General features: G+C 37.5%; 15 protein-coding genes, 1 other RNA gene and 1 pseudogene. 5 read left to right on the forward strand and 12 right to left on the reverse strand.

Translation table 11 applies throughout. The annotated features are described in order from the left end of the window. Positions 1-72 precede the first annotated feature (72 nt). From LACPOB_RS0107390 to LACPOB_RS0107410, 6 genes are all read right to left on the reverse strand, one after another. Positions 73-1,737, reverse strand: a complete 1,665-nt coding sequence (locus LACPOB_RS0107390) for a formate--tetrahydrofolate ligase (RefSeq protein ID WP_017868197.1) — start codon at positions 1,735-1,737, stop codon at positions 73-75. A gap of 39 nt (positions 1,738-1,776) precedes the next feature. Beyond that, on the reverse strand, positions 1,777-2,175 hold the full coding sequence (locus LACPOB_RS0107395) for an EbsA family protein (protein ID WP_017868198.1): 399 nt from the start codon (positions 2,173-2,175) through the stop codon (positions 1,777-1,779). A gap of 40 nt (positions 2,176-2,215) precedes the next feature. Next, positions 2,216-3,352, reverse strand: coding sequence for a THUMP domain-containing class I SAM-dependent RNA methyltransferase (locus tag LACPOB_RS0107400; RefSeq protein WP_017868199.1), 1,137 nt, complete (start codon positions 3,350-3,352; stop codon positions 2,216-2,218). Positions 3,353-3,489: 137 nt separating this feature from the next. Then, an RNA gene (gene rnpB, locus LACPOB_RS12475) (RNase P RNA component class B) lies at positions 3,490-3,866 on the reverse strand. A 12-nt stretch (positions 3,867-3,878) separates the two neighbouring features. Beyond that, on the reverse strand, positions 3,879-4,217 hold the full coding sequence (gpsB, locus tag LACPOB_RS0107405) for a cell division regulator GpsB (protein ID WP_017868200.1): 339 nt from the start codon (positions 4,215-4,217) through the stop codon (positions 3,879-3,881). A 133-nt stretch (positions 4,218-4,350) separates the two neighbouring features. After that, entirely contained in the window at positions 4,351-4,908 is a 558-nt protein-coding gene (locus LACPOB_RS0107410; RefSeq protein ID WP_017868201.1) for an SLOG family protein, read from the reverse strand. 214 nt (positions 4,909-5,122) lie between these two features. Here LACPOB_RS0107410 and recU point away from each other — a divergent pair, with 214 nt between their 5' ends. Both recU and LACPOB_RS0107420 read left to right on the forward strand, forming a co-directional pair. Continuing rightward, positions 5,123-5,755: a Holliday junction resolvase RecU gene (recU, locus tag LACPOB_RS0107415; RefSeq protein WP_017868202.1), complete on the forward strand. Its 633-nt coding sequence runs from the start codon at positions 5,123-5,125 to the stop codon at positions 5,753-5,755. A gap of 20 nt (positions 5,756-5,775) precedes the next feature. Further along, the gene (locus LACPOB_RS0107420; RefSeq protein ID WP_017868203.1) at positions 5,776-8,139 is read left to right on the forward strand and encodes a transglycosylase domain-containing protein; all 2,364 of its coding nucleotides are present in this window, start codon (positions 5,776-5,778) and stop codon (positions 8,137-8,139) included. Positions 8,140-8,204: 65 nt separating this feature from the next. Here the strand turns inward: LACPOB_RS0107420 and nth are convergent, their stop codons facing one another. The 6 genes from nth to dinG form a co-directional block, all read right to left on the reverse strand. Beyond that, complete coding sequence (gene nth / locus LACPOB_RS0107425; protein WP_017868204.1) at positions 8,205-8,849, reverse strand: endonuclease III; 645 nt, start codon at positions 8,847-8,849, stop codon at positions 8,205-8,207. A gap of 21 nt (positions 8,850-8,870) precedes the next feature. Then, positions 8,871-9,587, reverse strand: coding sequence for a DnaD domain protein (locus LACPOB_RS0107430; protein ID WP_017868205.1), 717 nt, complete (start codon positions 9,585-9,587; stop codon positions 8,871-8,873). Positions 9,588-9,843: 256 nt separating this feature from the next. Further along, positions 9,844-11,145: an asparagine--tRNA ligase gene (gene asnS / locus LACPOB_RS0107440; RefSeq protein ID WP_017868207.1), complete on the reverse strand. Its 1,302-nt coding sequence runs from the start codon at positions 11,143-11,145 to the stop codon at positions 9,844-9,846. A gap of 11 nt (positions 11,146-11,156) precedes the next feature. Continuing rightward, on the reverse strand, positions 11,157-12,341 hold the full coding sequence (locus LACPOB_RS0107445; RefSeq protein ID WP_017868208.1) for a pyridoxal phosphate-dependent aminotransferase: 1,185 nt from the start codon (positions 12,339-12,341) through the stop codon (positions 11,157-11,159). Positions 12,342-12,356: 15 nt separating this feature from the next. After that, positions 12,357-12,851: a cell wall elongation regulator TseB-like domain-containing protein gene (locus tag LACPOB_RS0107450; RefSeq protein WP_017868209.1), complete on the reverse strand. Its 495-nt coding sequence runs from the start codon at positions 12,849-12,851 to the stop codon at positions 12,357-12,359. Positions 12,852-12,924: 73 nt separating this feature from the next. Next, on the reverse strand, positions 12,925-15,732 hold the full coding sequence (gene dinG / locus LACPOB_RS0107455) for a helicase C-terminal domain-containing protein (RefSeq protein WP_017868210.1): 2,808 nt from the start codon (positions 15,730-15,732) through the stop codon (positions 12,925-12,927). 381 nt (positions 15,733-16,113) lie between these two features. On the opposite strand from dinG, the gene mvk reads away from it, so the two are divergent. The 3 genes and pseudogenes from mvk to LACPOB_RS13095 all read left to right on the forward strand — a co-directional run. After that, complete coding sequence (gene mvk / locus LACPOB_RS0107460; protein WP_017868211.1) at positions 16,114-17,070, forward strand: mevalonate kinase; 957 nt, start codon at positions 16,114-16,116, stop codon at positions 17,068-17,070. Beyond that, positions 17,070-18,044, forward strand: a complete 975-nt coding sequence (gene mvaD, locus LACPOB_RS0107465; RefSeq protein ID WP_017868212.1) for a diphosphomevalonate decarboxylase — start codon at positions 17,070-17,072, stop codon at positions 18,042-18,044. Before mvk ends, mvaD begins: the two co-directional genes overlap by 1 nt. Positions 18,045-18,074: 30 nt before the next feature. After that, positions 18,075-18,774 (forward strand): annotated as a pseudogene (locus tag LACPOB_RS13095) (phosphomevalonate kinase); the annotation flags it as partial.

Consider the following 18,774-nt stretch of genomic DNA (forward strand, 5'->3'; position numbering starts at 1 on the left):
TTTATTATGCTTGATCAAAATATTACATCAGCACACTTTTTTCTAATCTATTCAAACCTAACAACGTTCTATTTAAAACAAACCTGTGATCTGACCATTTTCATCAATGTCAATTTGATCAGCAGCAGGAAGAGCTGGTAGCCCCGGCATAGTCAAAACATTACCTGTCAAAGCTACGATAAAACCTGCACCTAGTTTAGGGACAAACTCACGAATGTGGATCGTAAAATCAACCGGCGCCCCTAAAAGTTTAGGATCATCACTGAACGAATACTGTGTTTTAGCCATACAGACTGGCAGTTTATCCCAACCCCGTTCTTGAAATTCTACCAGTTGTTTTTGAGCCTTATTCGAATAGCTGACCTGACTACCGCCATAAATTTCACTTACGACTGCACTGATTTTATCAGTTAAAGACATCTGAGGTGTATATAAAGTAACAAAATCCCTATTTTGCTGACAACTTTCTAGGACCCTTTGTGCCAAGGCTTGTGCTCCTTGACTACCACGAGCCCAAACATCTGTTACTTCAGCAGCCACGCCTTCAGCTTGACACAAGTCTTTCAAACACTGCAATTCTTGGGGAGTATCAGCAACAAAACGATTGATCGCAACAACAACAGGAATATTATATCTGCGCATAGCTTGGATATGTCGTTTTAAATTGCTAAATCCTTGAGTTAAAGCAGTAATATCTTCATGGTCTAAATGATCTTTAGCAAGGCCACCATTCATCTTCAAAGCACGCACGGTCGCAACTAATACTATCGTGTCTGGATTTTTTTTCAAAACAGGGCTTTTAATATCTAAAAATTTCTCTGCACCAAGATCTGAACCAAATCCCGCCTCTGTCACCGTATAATCTGACAATTGTAAAGCAGTTTTTGTAGCCAAGACACTATTACACCCATGTGCAATATTAGCAAATGGACCACCGTGAATCAAAGTAGGAGTATTTTCAAGCGTCTGGACTAAATTTGGCTTGAGTGCATCTTTTAAAATCACAGTTAATGCACCCTCAACTTTCAACTGTCCGACTCTCACTGGTTGACCAGTATATGTATAACCGACCAAAATTTTGGAGAGCCGTTTCTTCAGATCAGCAAGATTTTTTGCCAAACACAAAACAGCCATAAGTTCAGAAGCAACTGTAATATCAAAACCATCTTCACGTACGACCCCAGATGTTTTACCACCTAAACCAACTACAATGTGTCTTAACGCACGGTCGTTAATGTCTAAGACGCGCTTCCAGACGACCCGCCGTGGATCAAGGTTCAATGCATTCCCCTGATAAATATGATTATCGATTAGAGCAGCTAAAGTATTATTGGCACTCGTCAAGGCATGCATATCACCAGTAAAATGCAGATTAATATCTTCCATTGGCAATACTTGTGCGTATCCTCCGCCAGTAGCTCCACCTTTCGCCCCCATGACCGGACCCATCGAAGGTTCACGAAGTGCGATCATAGTCTTTTTATTAACTGCAGTTAAGGCATCGCCTAAGCCGATCGTGACTGTTGATTTACCTTCACCCGCAGGTGTTGGACTGACCGCAGTTACTAAAATTAATTTGCCATATGGACGTGCATGATCACCAGCGCTTAAAGACAAGTCAATTTTAGCTTTAAAATGCCCGTATGGTTCGACTTGTTCCAGAGGAATACCTGCTTTTTGAGCGACTTGGTCAATAGGAAGCAACTTTGCTTTTTGTGCGATTTCAATATCTTTCATAATTAGTAAGATGACCTCCGTTCTTGATCAAAGGCAAAATTATTTTGTTTGTTCCACAGAAATATTCTGTGAAATAATTCGTGCAAGTTCCAAAGCCTGTTGTTTTTTCATTAACCATTCATAATTATGATGTTTTGTTTTAAGTATCAATCTATGTTGGTTAACTTCAACTGCCACAACATCACTGTACAAGATCTCTACGTTATTGGTTTTGATAACTTTGTTGACTCTTAGCTCATTTTTTCCTAGCTCTAAGTTACGTAATTTCACTTGTAAAGCAAAAACTAACATGAAAAGTATAAAAGTTATCACCGTCCACGGCTGCAATACTGTGATTTCTAACCACAATAACATACTTAATAAAAATAACATGAAAGTAAAGGACCAACAAATTACACTAGTTGCAAAGTCAGGCTGATAACTATATTTCTTATCCATTTATTTCAATCACCTTACCTAAATTTAAACATGTCTTACTTTAATTGAGCTTTTCCTTTTTCCCCCAGTATTGGAAAAGATCTGCCCTTAATGCACCATTGTACAATTTACGCCTTTTAGTGGCTTTTTGCCCATACTCTTTTTCAAAATTTAAATCACTCGATAATATATATTTGCTCCAAGTTTTTAGTGGCCGGTACAATTGTCCCATTTGTTGATAAAGTTTAGCTGCTTCTTTTTGATCACTCAAACGAACACCATATGGAGGATTGGCAACGATCACACCATTTTTATCTGTCGTCTTAAAATCTTTAACTGCTAACTGTTTAAACTCAATATCATGTAAAACGCCGGCCTTTTTAGCATTTAACCGTGAAATGGAGATCATCTCACCGTCAATGTCATAACCATGGATATTGAGTTTTTGTTCAGTATTGATAGCATTTTCTGCTTTGGCTCTCATTTTTTCTGAGATCTCATCAGAAAACAGCGGCCAAGCTTCACAAGCAAATGAGCGCCACGTTCCAGGTGCAATATTACGGCCGATCAATGCTGCTTCGATCGGTAAAGTTCCTGATCCACAAACTGGATCAACAAACGGCATTTCAGGGTACCAACGTGCTAATAAAATTAATGCTGCGGCCATGTTTTCCTTTAGAGGTGCAACTCCTTTTTCAACCCGATAGCCACGTTTGAATAAACTACTTCCTGTTGTATCTAACAATAATAAAACATGGTCTTTATTCAAAACAGCTTCTATTTGAAATTCAGCCCCATTTTCAGGAAATTTCGTGCGGCGATGATATGCAGCCGACATTTGCTTGACTACAGCCTTTTTGACAATTGACTGAATACTAGGAACATGATGTAAAGTTGACTTTTGGGATTTAGCATTTACAGGAAACTCAGCATCCATTGGTAAAAATTGATCCCAAGAAACAGCTTTTGTCTGTTCAAATAAATCATCAAAAGTTTTTGTTTCAAATTCAGCTAATACAATTTTGACCCGATCTGCAGTTCTCAGCCACAAGTTGGTCCAAAATATATCTTCTAATGTTCCGCGAAAACGAACACGTCCATTTTCAACTTCAGCTTCATAACCGAGATGACGTAGTTCTTTGCCGACCAATGCCTCGATCCCCGAAGCACAAGTGGCAATTAAATTGTATTCTTGCATTAAAGATCCTCCATATTTTTAAAGGGAGCCCGCCTTTTAATTCTATTAAAAATCAAAAGGCTCTAAAAGCTCCTAAAAAGTTAACTATTAAAAAAGTCGGGATAATTAAAAATTACCCCGACTCCTGTAATGTAGTCCTCTATAAGCCACGTTCCGTACGTCATTCGATCCAGGAATCGAAATCGGTGGTAATCATCTATCTCCGAGTGACTTAGCACTCGCCCCCATGATTTGTTCATTTCCGTCATGAAGCGCCCCTACCATAATTTGGGTTACCTACTCGTGGGGTTTACCGCGTTCCATCAAACAGGTTTCCCTGTTTGCTTCGTCACTGTGGCACTTTTCAAGACTACTAAGGCATGATCGAAATTTTAGCCCTTTTATCTGCCATAGCCTGTTATCACAGGCCTCCCGCCTTATTTTTTTAGCAAGCACGAACACTACAAGCATCGCAGCTTGTGTAAGCTTGGACTTTCCTCAGCCTGCTTAATGCAGACCGCGATTACCAGAAAACTACATTGCTTTATTAAAACTGATTACTTTGATCATCATCGTTAAGTTGGGCCCCAAAAACATGGCGCTCTAAATTAGACAAGCGTTTTAAAATGTCCATATTCGTCGTGTTAGAAGCTGGACGTGATGTTTGCCCGGATTTACCAACTGCCACTTGTTTAGTTAACTCATCGACTTTGCTAACTAAACGATCATTTTCAGCTTGTAAGCGTTGATTCTCTTTAGAATATGTTTCATAGTCTTGAATTACATCATCCAAAAACTCATCAACATCATTAGGATCATATCCCCGCATCTTTGGCTTAAAATGTTTATTAACGATATCTTTAGGCGTTAATTTTACGTTTTCCATTGCATTGCACCCCATCCAAAAGGAACTTAACCTATAACAATATTATTATATCAGTTAATGTTAAAATTACAAGACATTTTATATAATAATCCATAAAACTCTTTAGGCATTCAAAGCTGCCCATCAATTTTTATTATTGGTCAATTTCCGATTGCTCTGCCATTTCAGCTGCAGCATCTTGCAATTCGAACATATCTATCAATTCTTCACCATAGGTACTTTTGGTTTGTCTTTTGAGAATTGACTGGTGGTCATACTTACTTTTTCCAGGGTACTCTGGATCATATATCAGTGTAGCTCCTTCAGTATGGTTTAACATAAATGTCTGATAGTTTTTTAATTGCTGAGGAGAACTGTAGGGTTGCCGACTAACTTCGCCACAAAAATCAGCTGCTTGTTTTAATTCCATCAAATGTTGTTGCTTATCTTCTTGCCAATTTTCACCAAAATTGGCAAAGGGTAGCATTAAAGCTACCTTGAGCTCCGGATAATCAGACTTTAACTCCAATACTGTTTCGACCGTCCATTGTTCAACTCCCAACTGTCCTCCAGTCAGGATCCACTCCAACCCATTGTCACACCAATTTTTTAAATCTTTTTTTATAACGTGTTTGACCACAAGCTTTTTCGGGTCTTTATCATTAAAAACACTTAATTCATAAGCACGATACCCTGTAACCCATAGTCGCATATTCACTCACCTTCATTTGTCATATCGACTATGATCGAATTATATTTTAAATAAGGTCAGGTAAAATTTAAGCTATTTAGACACACACGTACTATAATCGTATGTGACTAATTTTTTACTCTCATCCAAGTATATTATGAACAAAAGTTTTTTTCAAACTTTGCCAATGGAGCGTTGAGTTGCTATAATTAAGCGCATAGGAGTGTGAGAAAAAATGATCAAACACTATCCAAATGGGGTTCCCTTTCAGGAAAATGTTACTGCTCAAAGTGGATCAAGTTTCCACACTGCTCCAGCGCAGGAAAATGTCATTTATGGTAATCGTGGCATGTCGCTTGAACAAGAGATCAACCTCAGTAACAAATATTATTTGGAAAACGGAATAGCTGTCATCCATAAAAAACCGATCCCGATTCAAATAGTTGACGTGAACTATCCTAAAAGAAGTGCCGCTGTAATCAGAGAAGCCTATTTTAAGCAAGCTTCTACTACTGATTACAATGGTGTTTACCAAGGTCATTATATTGATTTTGAGGCGAAAGAAACACGTAACCATTCTTCTTTTCCTTTGAATAATTTCCATGACCATCAAATTAAACATATGAAGGCATGCGAAAAACAACAAGGGATATGCTTTACGATCGTTAGGTTCGTAACACGTCAAGAAATTTACTTGATGCCTTCACATCTACTTTTTTTATATTGGGATAACCAGTCAAATGGTCGTAAATCTATTCCTTACGATCAAATAAAAAAGGAAAGTTATTTGATCAATTACCAAATTAATCCGCGAATTCCCTATCTTATAGGAGTCGATCAATTGATTCAAAAATTAAAGATGCCTTAATAAAGGAGTTTATGTTTATTATGAGTAAACAAGATCCAAAATATTCACGTGTTAATCGGCGTGAACAAGAACAAAAAAATAAACGACCAAAAAAACACCCACGTAAAAAGCACCACGTTCTTTCCACGGTTTTATGGTCATTGCTACTATTGTGTATAGTTGTTGTCGCCGCTGGTGCAACTCTTTTCTTTTCATATGCTAGGAGTGCCCCTTCATTGAATGAAGATAGCCTAAAAAATCCAGGTGCAACAAAGGTTTACGATGCTTCAAATAAAAAAATACTCACCCTTGGATCACAAAATGCGGAAACTTTAAAGCAAAGTGAAATACCACAGCAACTTAAAGACGCTGTAGTCTCTATTGAAGATCGTCGTTTTTATGAACATGACGGGGTGGATATCAAACGAACAGTTGGGGCTGCTTTTTCCAACTTCACTAATTCATCATCGGGGCTACAAGGTGGAAGTACTCTCGATCAACAATTAATCAAGCTATCATTTTTCTCCACTAAAAAATCTGACCAGACCTTAAAAAGAAAATCTCAAGAGGCCTGGATGGCACGCAAACTGGATAAAACATACTCTAAGGATCAAATTTTAACTTTCTATATTAACAAAGTTTTTATGGGCTATAGCTCATATGGTATGCAAGCCGCTTCAAAATTTTATTATGGAAAATCGATCAAAAACCTAGATTTAGCTCAAATTGCTGTGATCGCTGGGATACCAAATGCACCATCGCAATATAACCCATATTCCAACCCTAAGTTAGCCTTAGCTAGACGAAATGAAGTTTTAGATGCGATGCTTAAAAACAAAAAAATCTCACAGGCTCAGCATGATGAGGCCAAAAATAAAGATATTAGCGATGGTCTCCTACCCTATCATCAAAATAAACAAAAAAATGAAAAAGCTAAAATTGCAGATCCATATTTGAAACAGGTCCTATCAGAAGTTAAGAAAAAAGGTTATGATCCCTATGGTGCTAACCTTAAAATTTATACCAACATCGATATGGATGTACAAAAGAGACTATATAACATTGCCAATTCAAACGATTATGTTTATTTCCCTGATAAAAAATTACAAGTAGCTTCAACGATCGTAAATCCTAATAATGGTAAAGTAGTAGCCATGTTAGGTGGACGTAAAAATGGTGACGTAACTTATGGTTTGAATCGTGCTGTGCAAACTGATCGGACAAATGGTTCGACTGCAAAACCATTAATGGACTATGCTCCAGCTATTGAATATCTTGACTGGGCAACTTATCATTCACTCAAGGATGAGAAATATACTTATCCCGGGACCAACACTCAGTTAAACGATTTTGATAATCAATATAAAGGTACAATGACACTACGTGACGCTTTAGTTCAATCAAGAAACGTTCCGGCTATTAAAACATTAGATGCAGTTGGAATCGATAAGGCTCAAAACTTTATTGGCAAGTTAGGCTTTAAATATAAGAAACAATTGGAATATCAAAACGGTATTGGCTTACCATCTTCAACTTTACAAAATGCAGCTGCTTATTCTGCCTTTGCTAATGGTGGAACATATTATAAACCATCGTATATTAACCGGATCGAAACCGCTGATGGTCAAGTTAATGATTATTCTAGCAAAGGCAAACATGTAATGCAGTCTTCAACTGCGTACATGATCACTGATATTTTAAAGGGAGTTATTACTTCTCCAATGGGCTCTGGTACACGTGCTCAGATCCCTGGTCTCTACCAAGCTGGTAAGACAGGTACTAATGCATATCCAGACGATATTTCCGACAAGTTCCCAGAAGATGTCTCCATGGATTCGTGGTTCAATGGCTATACTAAAAATTATTCAGTTTCCGTATGGATCGGTTATGACCACCCTTATCAAGGAAACAATTATTTGGATAAAGCCTCTGAACGTTTAGCTCAGTTAACCTATAAAGAAATCATGTCTTATATTTCTCAAGGTAAAACTAACTCCGATTGGTCACGTCCAAGTAACGTCTTAACTAAACAACTTAATGGCGTACGTGAACTTTATCTGGCTGGTTCACCTGACCAATCGATGATGAAAGATGAAAGCAAAAATAGTAGTCGTTCATCTGAAAAGAGCTCTTCTAAAGAAAGCTCCTCTGAAGAAAGTGAGATCAGTAGTTCTTCTAGTTCTGAATCCAGTTCAAGTTCTGAAGATAGTAATTCTAGTTCAGAAGAAACAAGCTCTAGTTCTGAAGATAGTAGTGAACCTTCTTCTTCTTCTCAAGAGTCTTCATCCACAGAACCCTCATCCACGCCTTCGTCTTCGGAACAGCCATCATCCTCCCAGCCAAGCGAAAATGATGGTAATAATAGTCAACCAAGCAGTTCAGAGCAACAACAAGATTCTGAATAAAATTTATTATAAAAAAAGTCGCACTTTCAAATAAGTTTGCGACTTTTTTTATACTTATTCTGCTATCAACTTTTAACTCGTGTTTGCCCTTCACGACACTGTTTTAGCAATGGACAAGTTGCACATCGTGGCTTTCGGGCGGTACAACGATATCGTCCCCAAAAAATCATCGTATGATGAGCGCGGATCCACATCGACTGTGGCAATTTTTTCATGAGAATTTTCTCAATTTCATGCGGTGTATCCTTTGGGTCTACTATACGTAATCGTTTAGAGATCCTAGTTACATGTGTATCAACAGCGATGGCAGGAACGCCAAAACAGTCACCTAAAACAACATCTGCAGTTTTTCGACCGACACCTGGTAATGAGGTCAGTTCTGATAAAGTTTGCGGCACAACACCATAAAAATCAGTAACTAATTTTTGTGCACATGCTATCAAATACCTCGCCTTATTCTTATACAATCCAATATTTTTTATATAGTCTTCAACTTCAGACGATTCAGCTTGAGCAAGACTTTCTGGATCGACATATCTTTCAAATAATGCTGGCGTAACTTTATTAACTGACTTATCTGTTGCTTGCGCACTTAAAATCACCGCTAATAAAAAATGAAAATTAGAATCCGCATTTAGCTCCGATTTCGCATCAGGAAATTCCTCCATCATCGTTTGCACCGCAGCGGTCGTTTGCTTTTTATTCATCATATTTTGGCCTCTATTCTCTAATTACTTATCCGGCTTATCTGACCAACGATATAACGGGATCTTTGGTTTACTTTGATTTCCCTGCTTTTTATTTTCAGTTTTATTACCGGCAAAATTTTGCCGCCGTTTTGTTTGCAAATTAGCAACATCGGCAGCTGATTTCACATTTTGCTTTTCCCAATTAAGCAAGATCTTATCCATATACTTTAAACTATACGCGCGGCTTAACACTGCTTCTCGTAAAGCAGCGCCAATCAATTCCGGTGAATAATTATCTTCCTTAAGCCAAGAATCAATAGTTTCCATTTCGATTGGCGATAATGGGTGTCCAAACTCTTCTTCGATTTGATTATAAACCTGCTCTTTTTCCAAAATAACACTGTGGTCAGCCTCATCCTTTTGTGACTTTTCTTCTAAGGCTGTTAACTTACGATATAACAATTCAAAGCTATAACGATCATGCTGCTTACCATTTTGTTCACTAACGGGCGTGATCGTTAAGACTTTTTTAGCAAGTAATTGATGAACTAGATCATAAACTTCTGTATTTTTAATCCCCATTCTTTGGGCAATCATTTCTAGATCAGGAAAATCATTACCAGATTGTAAACTACTTGAGATTTGTAAAAATAAAATAAATTCGTCATTAGTTAGTCCAAGCTGCACGTAATGATGCAAAATCATATTCGACACAGTAATTTGGCCTTGCGCAATAAACTTGCTAAACGTTGGATCCATCTTATATCACTTCTTTTCTTTGCTATTTCATCGTTATTATATCAAAAAGGCAATATATTGTATATTGAACTCAGATACACCATTTTTAACTCCTCATTTAAAGCAATAACTTTTAAATTTTTTAAAAATTTATAGAATGGTTCTTGAACATCAAAAATATAAAAATCGGCACTTTTTTTCATTGCATATAAAAAGGAATGAATCACCTTTAAACAAAGCGTTCACTCCCTCTTTTTAGTAACTTATTCAACAGTTTTTAAGGGTAGATCCGGTTTAACATACGTGGGAAAGGAATTGCCTCACGAATATGTTCTTCACCAGTGATCCACGTCACCATTCGCTCTAGCCCTAAACCAAAACCAGAATGTGGAACACTACCATACCTACGTAAATCCAAATACCATTGATAGTCTTTTTCATTCAGACCAGCTTTTTTAATTTGTACTTCTAAATAATCTGAATCTGTAGCACGTTCAGAACCGCCAATAATCTCTCCATATCCTTCAGGAGCGAGTAAATCAGCACAGATCACAAGATCTTTTCGAGTTGGATGTGGCTTCATATAAAATGGCTTGATTGCTTTAGGATAATTAACTACAAAAACTGGTTGGTTAAAATGATTAGCTAAATAAGTTTCTTCTGGCGACCCAAAATCAGCTCCCCATTCAAGACCATCAAATTCCCCTGACTCTTGCAAGAGCTTAATCGCTTCATCGTATGAAATCCTTGGATATGGCAATTTGGTATAATTTTTAAGGAGCTCTTTATCACGACCCAAAAGCGTCAAAGCGTAGTCACAGTGATCCAAAACATTTTGTACTAAAAAGGCGATATAATGTTCTTGGATCTCCAGGCTTTCTTCTTGGTGCATAAATGCCATTTCTGGTTCGATCATCCAAAATTCGATCAAATGTCTCCGCGTCTTAGATTTTTCTGCACGGAATGTTGGTCCAAAGGTAAATACTTTGCCATAAGCCATGGCTCCTGCTTCAGCGTAAAGCTGACCTGACTGGGAAAGATAAGCATCTTTATCAAAGTATTCGGTATGAAAAAGTTCAGTCGTACCCTCTGGAGCACTACCAGTTAAAATGGGTGCATCGAATTTGATGAAACCTTCCTTGTTAAAGAACTCAAATGTCGCGCGAGTTATTTCATTACGTACTTGCATGTTAGCGAATTGTTTTTTAGAACGTAGCCACAGATGACGATGGTCCATCAAGAAATCAGTACCGTGTTCTTTTGGTGTGATAGGATAATCTTCACTTTCACCAACGATCGTAATATCCTCGACTTCAATTTCATAGCCAAAATGCGAACGAGAATCTTCATGAATTGTTCCAACTACATACATACTTGTTTCCTGTTTAACTTCTTTAGCTAATTCAAAGATCTCCGGGCTAACATTACTTTTAACCACTACTCCTTGAAAATAAGCTGAACCATCACGCAGTTGTAAGAACGCGATTTTCCCACTTGAACGCTTATTCGTCAACCACACACCGATTTTTACTTTTTGATCAACGTAATTTTTTGAGTCGATAATACTTATAGTTTCCACGAACATTCCTCCTACATATGTAATTCGATAAACTTTTGGATCCTTTGGATACTTTCTTCCAAACTATCCTTGTCAGCTGCATAAGTCAAACGTATAAAACCAGGTTGACCAAATGCTTCACCTGGCACTAATGCTACATGGGCCTCTTCTAATAACTTTGCAGCAAATTCAGTAGTAGACGAGATACCTGTTAATTTTAAAGCTTCCCTAACATCGGGGAAAAAGTAAAATGCCCCTTGTGGTTTGACCGGAAAGGAAAAGCCTGGTAATTCTGCTAGCTTGGGATAAAAATGATTTAGTCTTTTTTCGTAGCTCACACGCATTTGTTCAACCTCATTTTGTGGCAAATTCAGTGCTGCGAGCGCTGCATATTGACTGACTGCTGTTAAATTACTTGTTGTCTGTCCCAATAAAGCATTGAGCGTCTTGATCAATTTAGTAGGACCAACTACAAAACCGATCCGCCAGCCAGTCATTGCATATGATTTTGAAAAGCCGCTTACCAAAACAGTGTGTTCGCGGATCTTCCCACCAAATTCAAAGAGCGAATGAAATTCAGTTTGATTGTAGATCAAATCACGATAGATATCATCAGTCAACAGTATTAATTCATGTTTAGTGGCCCACTGTGCGATCTTTAATAATTCACTTTTTGAATATACTAAACCAGACGGATTTTGTGGAGAATTAAGTATCAAGAGTTTAGTTTTAGACGTTAAGCATTTTTCTAAATCGGATACACTGATCTTACCAGTGGTACTAGTTGGTTGAACAAAAATTGGTTTACCTCCAGCCAATTTCACTTGTTCTCCATAACTGACCCAAAATGGTACCGGGATCAATACTTCATCTTCTGGATCTAATAAAGCTTGGCCTAACAAATACAATCCAAATTTGGCCCCAGTAGTGACTGCCACGTTTTCAAAAGAAAAGTTAGCCTGATATTGTTCATTAACTTTGGCAGCTATCGACTTTTTCAAAGGTAAGATCCCACTAGCTGCTGTATAGGAATCTGCTCGACCTTGATGGATCGCCGTAATTGCAGCATCTTTGATCGCAGTTGGGGTGGGAAAGTCTGGCTCACCCGCTGTTAGATTGATCACATCAACCCCTTTTGCTTTGAGCTTCTTGGCCTGATCTGACAAAGCAATAGTTGCAGATGGCTGTAAATCACGAACTTTTTTGGATAACTCCATATAAATACCCTCCCATCACAAATTTTGAATTTCTTTAGTTACTACACCGTCTTTAAAAGATAGCAATGTATAACATAAATTTCCTTTTTGATTCAGATAAGTTACTTCCCACAGTGGTTTTTTACCTTTTTTATCCATCCCGAGTCCAACATTCAAAACTTTTTTTGGTTTACGTTTTGAAACGACTGCATCCTGCGCTTGTTTAGCAGAAACACCCTTATCAGCAGACAAAACATTGATCTTACGATTATTGTTAGAAACAACTGCATATAATTTTTCACCCTGCTTATTTTGTCCAACTACTGTATGATAACCGCTGTTTCCACGCTGATACTCATAATAGTCAGTTTTTTTCGTGATATGTGCATACTTCTCAGCCAAAGCAGTTGCCTGTTGCTCGTTTTGTTGTCTTGGTCCTAGTGCACCACGGAAATAAACAACTACCAAGAAAACTAAAACCAAAAGGATCAACCAAAAAATTGTCTTTTTGTGCCCGTTTTTCTTTCTCATTTCTCATCCTATCCTCGCTCAACTCAATACCCAGCTTATTCACCTAACAATTATACCAATGTCTACATCTTCTTTAAAGATTGAGCTCACAGTTTTTAAAAAATTCTTGCAAAGTTGCAGGTATTTCGTTAGTCGCTGTTTGAGATAATTTAACCCCCGTGGGAAAAGATTCCACAAATACTGAGCCATACTTTTTAGTGTTAACACGAGGATCCAGCAATACAAACGCACCAAAATCAGTTGGCGTTCTGATCAAGCGACCAAAGCCTTGATTTAATTTAACGACCGCTTCTGGTAAGGCAATCGTTGAAAATGGGTTTTCCCCTTTATTTTCGGCACGATGATATCTAGCCTGATTAAGTACTGAGCCGACTGGCTGAAATGGTAAACGTGTAACTATCAATAGTTCCAAGTCATCATATGGTAAATCAATACCTTCCCAAAAACTACCTGTTCCAAGCAAAACTGCTTGATGTTTGTGATCCAATAAGAAACGTTTTTTGATTTTTTCGACTCCACCAGAAATACCCTGTGCCAAAATATTTTTGTTCATGGTCACTCCATTTTTTTGCAAAATCTGATATACATCAGCAATTGTTTGTAAGGAATTAAATAAAACCAGTGTTTGACGCGGAACTTCAGTGCAAATCAAACTAATAGCATCCGCTAAATACTGACAATATTTTTGATGATCGATCGTCCCAACATCTGGAGCATCGTAAGCTAGCACAGCACGGGCTTGTTTTTGATAATCAAAAACGCTGCCATATCCTGAAATTTTAGTTTGCGATGGCAAATCAAGACTTTTGCGGATAAAATCCTGGATCTTGTTCAGCGATAATTCAGCCCCCGTTAGTAAAGTATGTTGAAAATGGTCATAAACATGCTCTTTTAGGAAATCCTGTGTTTCCATTAATCCAGCATTAACTCGCAAATGTGCTCCAGTTACATTCGATTTAGACAACCAAATAACTTGTTTTTCAAACAATTCTTCCAAATGATCCAAGTCAAACAGTTGCCAATTTTTCAGTTCATTTAGCAGAGATCCTGTCAGGGTAAAATAATCATCTAGCAATTTAGTTTGTATGGAACTTAAATGCAGGGAACTACTTTGAGTAACATACCTTTTGTACAATTGCCTATTGATTTTTATTAACCTTTGATACGCATAATCCACTGCAGTAAATTCTGCCAAGTGTGCTTTAATAAACCCGCGAAGTTTAGCTGGCTGGACTAACTGTTCATAATAGTGTTCAAACGAGATTTTTGACGGTATCAAAGCTTGTGTCAGATCTGCTTTTAGTTGAGGTACTCTAGAATCAATGACTCGCACGACCTGCAATAAATTCTTGAACTCAGAACCCATAATGAATCCAGCATCGACTAAATCAAAAAAAGAGTAGGATTCATGTGACCTGATTTTAACCAGCACCGAATCTGCTAAAATTTTTATTTCATCAAAATCTAGGGCCCGTCGATTACTTTTAACCGTCATTTGTGGCAAATGTTGTGCTTCATCAACGATCAAAATAGTATCAGCCCCACCTAACTCATCAACATGGTTACTTAAATAAGCGTGATTAGTTAAGACAAAATCTGCATTTTTTTCTGCCTTCTTTCTCCTTCTCAAGAAGTCCACTGCATAAAAGGAGCTATCTTGATCAAGCTCTTCAATACCATGATGACTAATTTCGGCAAATAAAGGATCCTGCATTTTAGTCAAATGTAATTCATCAAAGTCTCCCGTTTTTGTTTCCATTAACCACACCATGATCCGCATTTGCAACAAATTAGTATGCGCATTTTGGACACGTTTTAAAGAACGTGCAAATCGATCCAGATCAATAAAATGATAATTTCCTTTGACCGAAACAAGAGAACAGCCAAAAGGAAGCAACTTTTTTAACGTGGCAAATGAATTTTCTTGTAACTGAGCCTGTAAAAGATTAGTTGCCGTACTGATCACGACTCGTTTTCCTTGTCCTGTCTGATAAGCTGCTGGAAATAAATAAGCAAGTGTTTTACCACTACCAGTCGGAGAATCTACTACTAAAACAGACTCTGAGCTGCTAAAAAACTCATATATCTCATCCATCATCGCCACTTGCTGTGGTCGCACATCGATCACATCAGCAAATAATTTTTCCTTATCTGCTAATCTTTGAGGATAGTCTAAAGGCGCTAATATATCCTTAGTAAAAATTGGCCTTTGTAAAATTATCCCATCAACTGACATTAAATCTGCAGGCAACTTAGTTTCTTGTCCCTTTTTCTTTTTATAAATATCAGTGAAGCAGTCCACAGTGTCCAGTTCTAACTTCCGCCCCATGGATGCAAGCCGTTCTAACAAAGTCACTGGGAAAGTCGCAATTTTTTCTTGTAATTTAATAAAAAGTGTTGCCGTGGTCTGCGCATCGCTAGCTGCATTATGTGGTTGTTCATGTGTTAGAGATAATACATGGCTCACATCGGATAATCGATACGATGGTAAAGTTGGCATCACGATCTGTGCTAACTGAACAGTATCAATGCCTTTTATATCTAACTCAGGATAACCAACACGAACTAATTCACTATTCAAAAAATTATAATCAAAAGCGATATTATGTGCAACAAAAGTAGTATTTTGCAACAAAGAATAAATAGTCCCTGCCATTTCTTCAAAACTAGGTGCTTTTCTAACATCTTTATCACTAATATTTGTTAACTGCGAAATTTCTGGAGGAATTGGTTGTTTAGGGTCGATCAACGTTGAAAACTCATTGACAATATGCTGCTTTTGAATAAAAGCACAACTAAACTGAATAATTCGGTTATTTCCATTAATAGCAGTTCCAGTAGTTTCAAGATCAACTACTGCATATGTTTTTTGTGCGCTCATTTTTTCACCACTTCTACAATTAATCAAATCAAAAGTGTTATTACAATCGTTGATATTACCAGTATTGACGCTTTTTGTCCACTTCACGTGGTAATTTCTAGGGTAGAAGTAACGTTTAAATCACTTCAATATCTGCTGTTTTTTTAATATCCAACAAACCATTAAGATTCATTATTCTTGATTTTAAACAATGTCTGCGTTTGGCATGATATTGCCTGACAATAAATTTCTATCTATATTTTCATTGTCTGAACTTGTATGAAAATGTATAATTACCTTGCCTGACAATAAATTTTTTTCATACAAATTTATTTAAATTCTGGAATTAATTACCAAAAAGTATTGATAGATAAATAAAAGTAAGAGGGAGTATGAGATGTTATGGAACAAAAAGTAGATGGTATTGGTCACAGTCATGCCAAAATTATTTTGATTGGTGAACATTCCGTCGTGTATGGAAAACCAGCGATCGCACTTCCTTTGACTACGATTCAAGCAACAGCAAAATTGTATTTCACAAATGACAGTCAGCAAATTTTGCAAAGTTCTTATTTCGATGGCCCTCTCAATAAAATGCCTCCTGCAATGTTAGGATTATCTCATATGATCACAAGGATCTTGAGTCAATTTCACCAAGAAAAAATTGGTTTCACACTAAAAATTCAAAGTCAATTACCTGCTGAACGCGGAATGGGTTCATCGGCTGCAGTTGCAATTGCCATCATACGCTGCTTATACAATGCATTTAACTTAAAGCTAACACACAATCAAACACTGCGTCTGGCAAACATTTCAGAAACAGATACGCATAAAAATCCCAGTGGTTTAGATGCAGCAACGGCAGCTAGTGAAAATCCTATTTGGCTTATCAGGGGAAAAGAACTAGTCCCACTACCAATCACAATGAACGCTTATTTATTGATCTGCGATAGTGGTGTTAAAGGGCAAACCAGTAAAGCAATTAAGGTCGTATCAGACAACTTAGCCAAGGATCCAAGTCTAACACAAAAACATTTGGATGAACTTGGCGCACTGTCTTCTAAAGTCCGAGAACAACTCGCACAAAATGACGTCAGTGGTCTGGGTGACTCCTTAAATTCTGCGCAAAAACATTTGCATTTAATCGGTGTTAGCAGTCAAAAATTAGAAAAATTGATCAAAATTGCGTTACAAAACGGTTCACTTGGCAGCAAGTTAACTGGTGGCGGCCGCGGTGGTTGCTTCATTAATTTAACTCAAAGTCGAGCAACAGCTGAAAAGTTAGCAGTAATACTAAAAGAATATGGTGTTACAAAAAGTTGGATCCAACCACTATCATCTGAAATTGGAGGTTTATAATGGCAGATTTGCAAGCGACAGCTCGTGCTCATACAAACATTGCACTAATTAAATACTGGGGTAAAAAAGACAAAAATTTAATTTTACCAATGAATGGATCAATCTCATTAACTTTAGATAAATTTTATACAGACACAACGGTTGAATACTCGCCAAGCCTTAAAAAAGATCACTTTTTCTTAAATGGTCAAAACAAAAATGATCAAAAATTGGCTAAATTTATGGACATTGTGCGCCAAAAAACTGGTTTCAATTCATATGCATCGATCAACTCAATCAATCATGTTCCGACTGCCGCCGGTTTAGCGTCTTCAGCCTCCGCTTATGCAGCCTTATCACTTGCAGCAACCACAGCGGCCAACAAACATTATACTAAAACTGAACTTTCGCGTTTAGCTCGTCGGGGTTCAGGCTCCGCAACACGGTCAATTTTTGGTGGTTTTGTTGAATGGATCGAAGGTCAAGATGATGAAAGCTCATATGCAAAGCCATTAAGGGTTAATACTGATTGGGATATTAGAATGATCGCAATCGTCGTTGACTCTAAGCCCAAAAAGGTTTCTTCGCGTTCAGGTATGCAAACTGTAGTTGCAACATCGCCCTTCTACAAAGGATGGGTCAGCACTGCTAATAAAGATCTTAACGACATTAAAGAAGCACTCAGTAAAAATGATTTCCAGTCATTTGGTCAAATTGCCGAAAATAATTCTTTGAAAATGCATGCGCTCAATTTAAGTGCCACACCTCATTTTAATTACTTTGAACCTGAAAGCTTGATTGCAATGCGCGTTGTGGAAAATTTGCGTGAAAAAAAAGTTAATTGTTACTATACTATGGACGCTGGACCAAACGTCAAAGTTATTTGTAAAAACAATGATTTAAATGTTATATTAGATGAGCTGTGCCATTACTTCCCTAGTGATCATTTGCTTGTTGCAGCACCTGGTCCAGGAGTTAAATTATTAGATAATTAAGAAATATTTTCCTGAAAGGGTCTGATTTATTTGATTAAGGTCAAAGCCCCCGGCAAACTTTACCTGGCGGGTGAATATGCCGTCGTTGAGACCGGTTATCCCGCTATTTTAGTGGCATTAAACCAATTCGTTCACGTATCTGTGGAAGAAAGTCATGACTATGGTTCAATCATTTCACGACAATACCAAGAAGAATCATTGTATTGGAAAAGACATGGAAATCAAATGGTTTTTGATAACCGTGACAATCCATTTCATTATATCCTTTCCGGTATCAAGATCACCGAACAATATGCACAATCATTGGGCAAAAAGATGCGTTGTTACCATCTTAAAATCGATAGTGAACTAGACAGTCCAGATGGTAAAAAATATGGACTGGGGTCGTCAGCAGCTGTAACTGTAGCAACTGTTAAGGCACTCTGTACTTTCTATAATTTACCAGTATCTAAAGACAAATTATTTAAATTAGCTGCAATTGCACATTTTGAAGTTCAGGGTAATGGTTCACTGGGCGACATTGCAGCCAGTGTTTATGGTGGTTATATCGCTTATCATTCTTTTGATAGAGAATGGCTAAAACTTGCACGCAATGAATATACTTTAAATGAGTTAGTTCAACTTAAATGGCCACAACTAAAAATTGAAGCTCTAATTCCGCCTGTTGATTTAAACTTACTGATCGGGTGGACAGGTTCGCCTGCCTCGACGTCCCAATTGGTCGATGTTG

Source organism: Ligilactobacillus pobuzihii E100301 = KCTC 13174 (assembly GCF_000349725.1).
Taxonomy (GTDB): domain Bacteria; phylum Bacillota; class Bacilli; order Lactobacillales; family Lactobacillaceae; genus Ligilactobacillus; species Ligilactobacillus pobuzihii.

Excerpts from the sequence above, each read along its gene's own strand:
- mvk (WP_017868211.1), top strand. The coding sequence starts at position 16,114 with ATGGAACAAAAAGTAGATGGTATTGGTCACAGTCATGCCAAAATTATT.
- recU (WP_017868202.1), top strand. The coding sequence starts at position 5,123 with ATGATCAAACACTATCCAAATGGGGTTCCCTTTCAGGAAAATGTTACT.
- LACPOB_RS0107420 (WP_017868203.1), top strand. The coding sequence starts at position 5,776 with ATGAGTAAACAAGATCCAAAATATTCACGTGTTAATCGGCGTGAACAA.
- LACPOB_RS0107445 (WP_017868208.1), bottom strand. The coding sequence starts at position 12,341 with ATGGAGTTATCCAAAAAAGTTCGTGATTTACAGCCATCTGCAACTATT.
- gpsB (WP_017868200.1), bottom strand. The coding sequence starts at position 4,217 with ATGGAAAACGTAAAATTAACGCCTAAAGATATCGTTAATAAACATTTT.
- LACPOB_RS0107450 (WP_017868209.1), bottom strand. The coding sequence starts at position 12,851 with ATGAGAAAGAAAAACGGGCACAAAAAGACAATTTTTTGGTTGATCCTT.
- LACPOB_RS0107390 (WP_017868197.1), bottom strand. The coding sequence starts at position 1,737 with ATGAAAGATATTGAAATCGCACAAAAAGCAAAGTTGCTTCCTATTGAC.
- nth (WP_017868204.1), bottom strand. The coding sequence starts at position 8,849 with ATGATGAATAAAAAGCAAACGACCGCTGCGGTGCAAACGATGATGGAG.
- LACPOB_RS0107400 (WP_017868199.1), bottom strand. The coding sequence starts at position 3,352 with ATGCAAGAATACAATTTAATTGCCACTTGTGCTTCGGGGATCGAGGCA.
- dinG (WP_017868210.1), bottom strand. The coding sequence starts at position 15,732 with ATGAGCGCACAAAAAACATATGCAGTAGTTGATCTTGAAACTACTGGA.
- LACPOB_RS0107430 (WP_017868205.1), bottom strand. The coding sequence starts at position 9,587 with ATGGATCCAACGTTTAGCAAGTTTATTGCGCAAGGCCAAATTACTGTG.
- LACPOB_RS0107410 (WP_017868201.1), bottom strand. The coding sequence starts at position 4,908 with ATGCGACTATGGGTTACAGGGTATCGTGCTTATGAATTAAGTGTTTTT.
- mvaD (WP_017868212.1), top strand. The coding sequence starts at position 17,070 with ATGGCAGATTTGCAAGCGACAGCTCGTGCTCATACAAACATTGCACTA.
- LACPOB_RS0107395 (WP_017868198.1), bottom strand. The coding sequence starts at position 2,175 with ATGGATAAGAAATATAGTTATCAGCCTGACTTTGCAACTAGTGTAATT.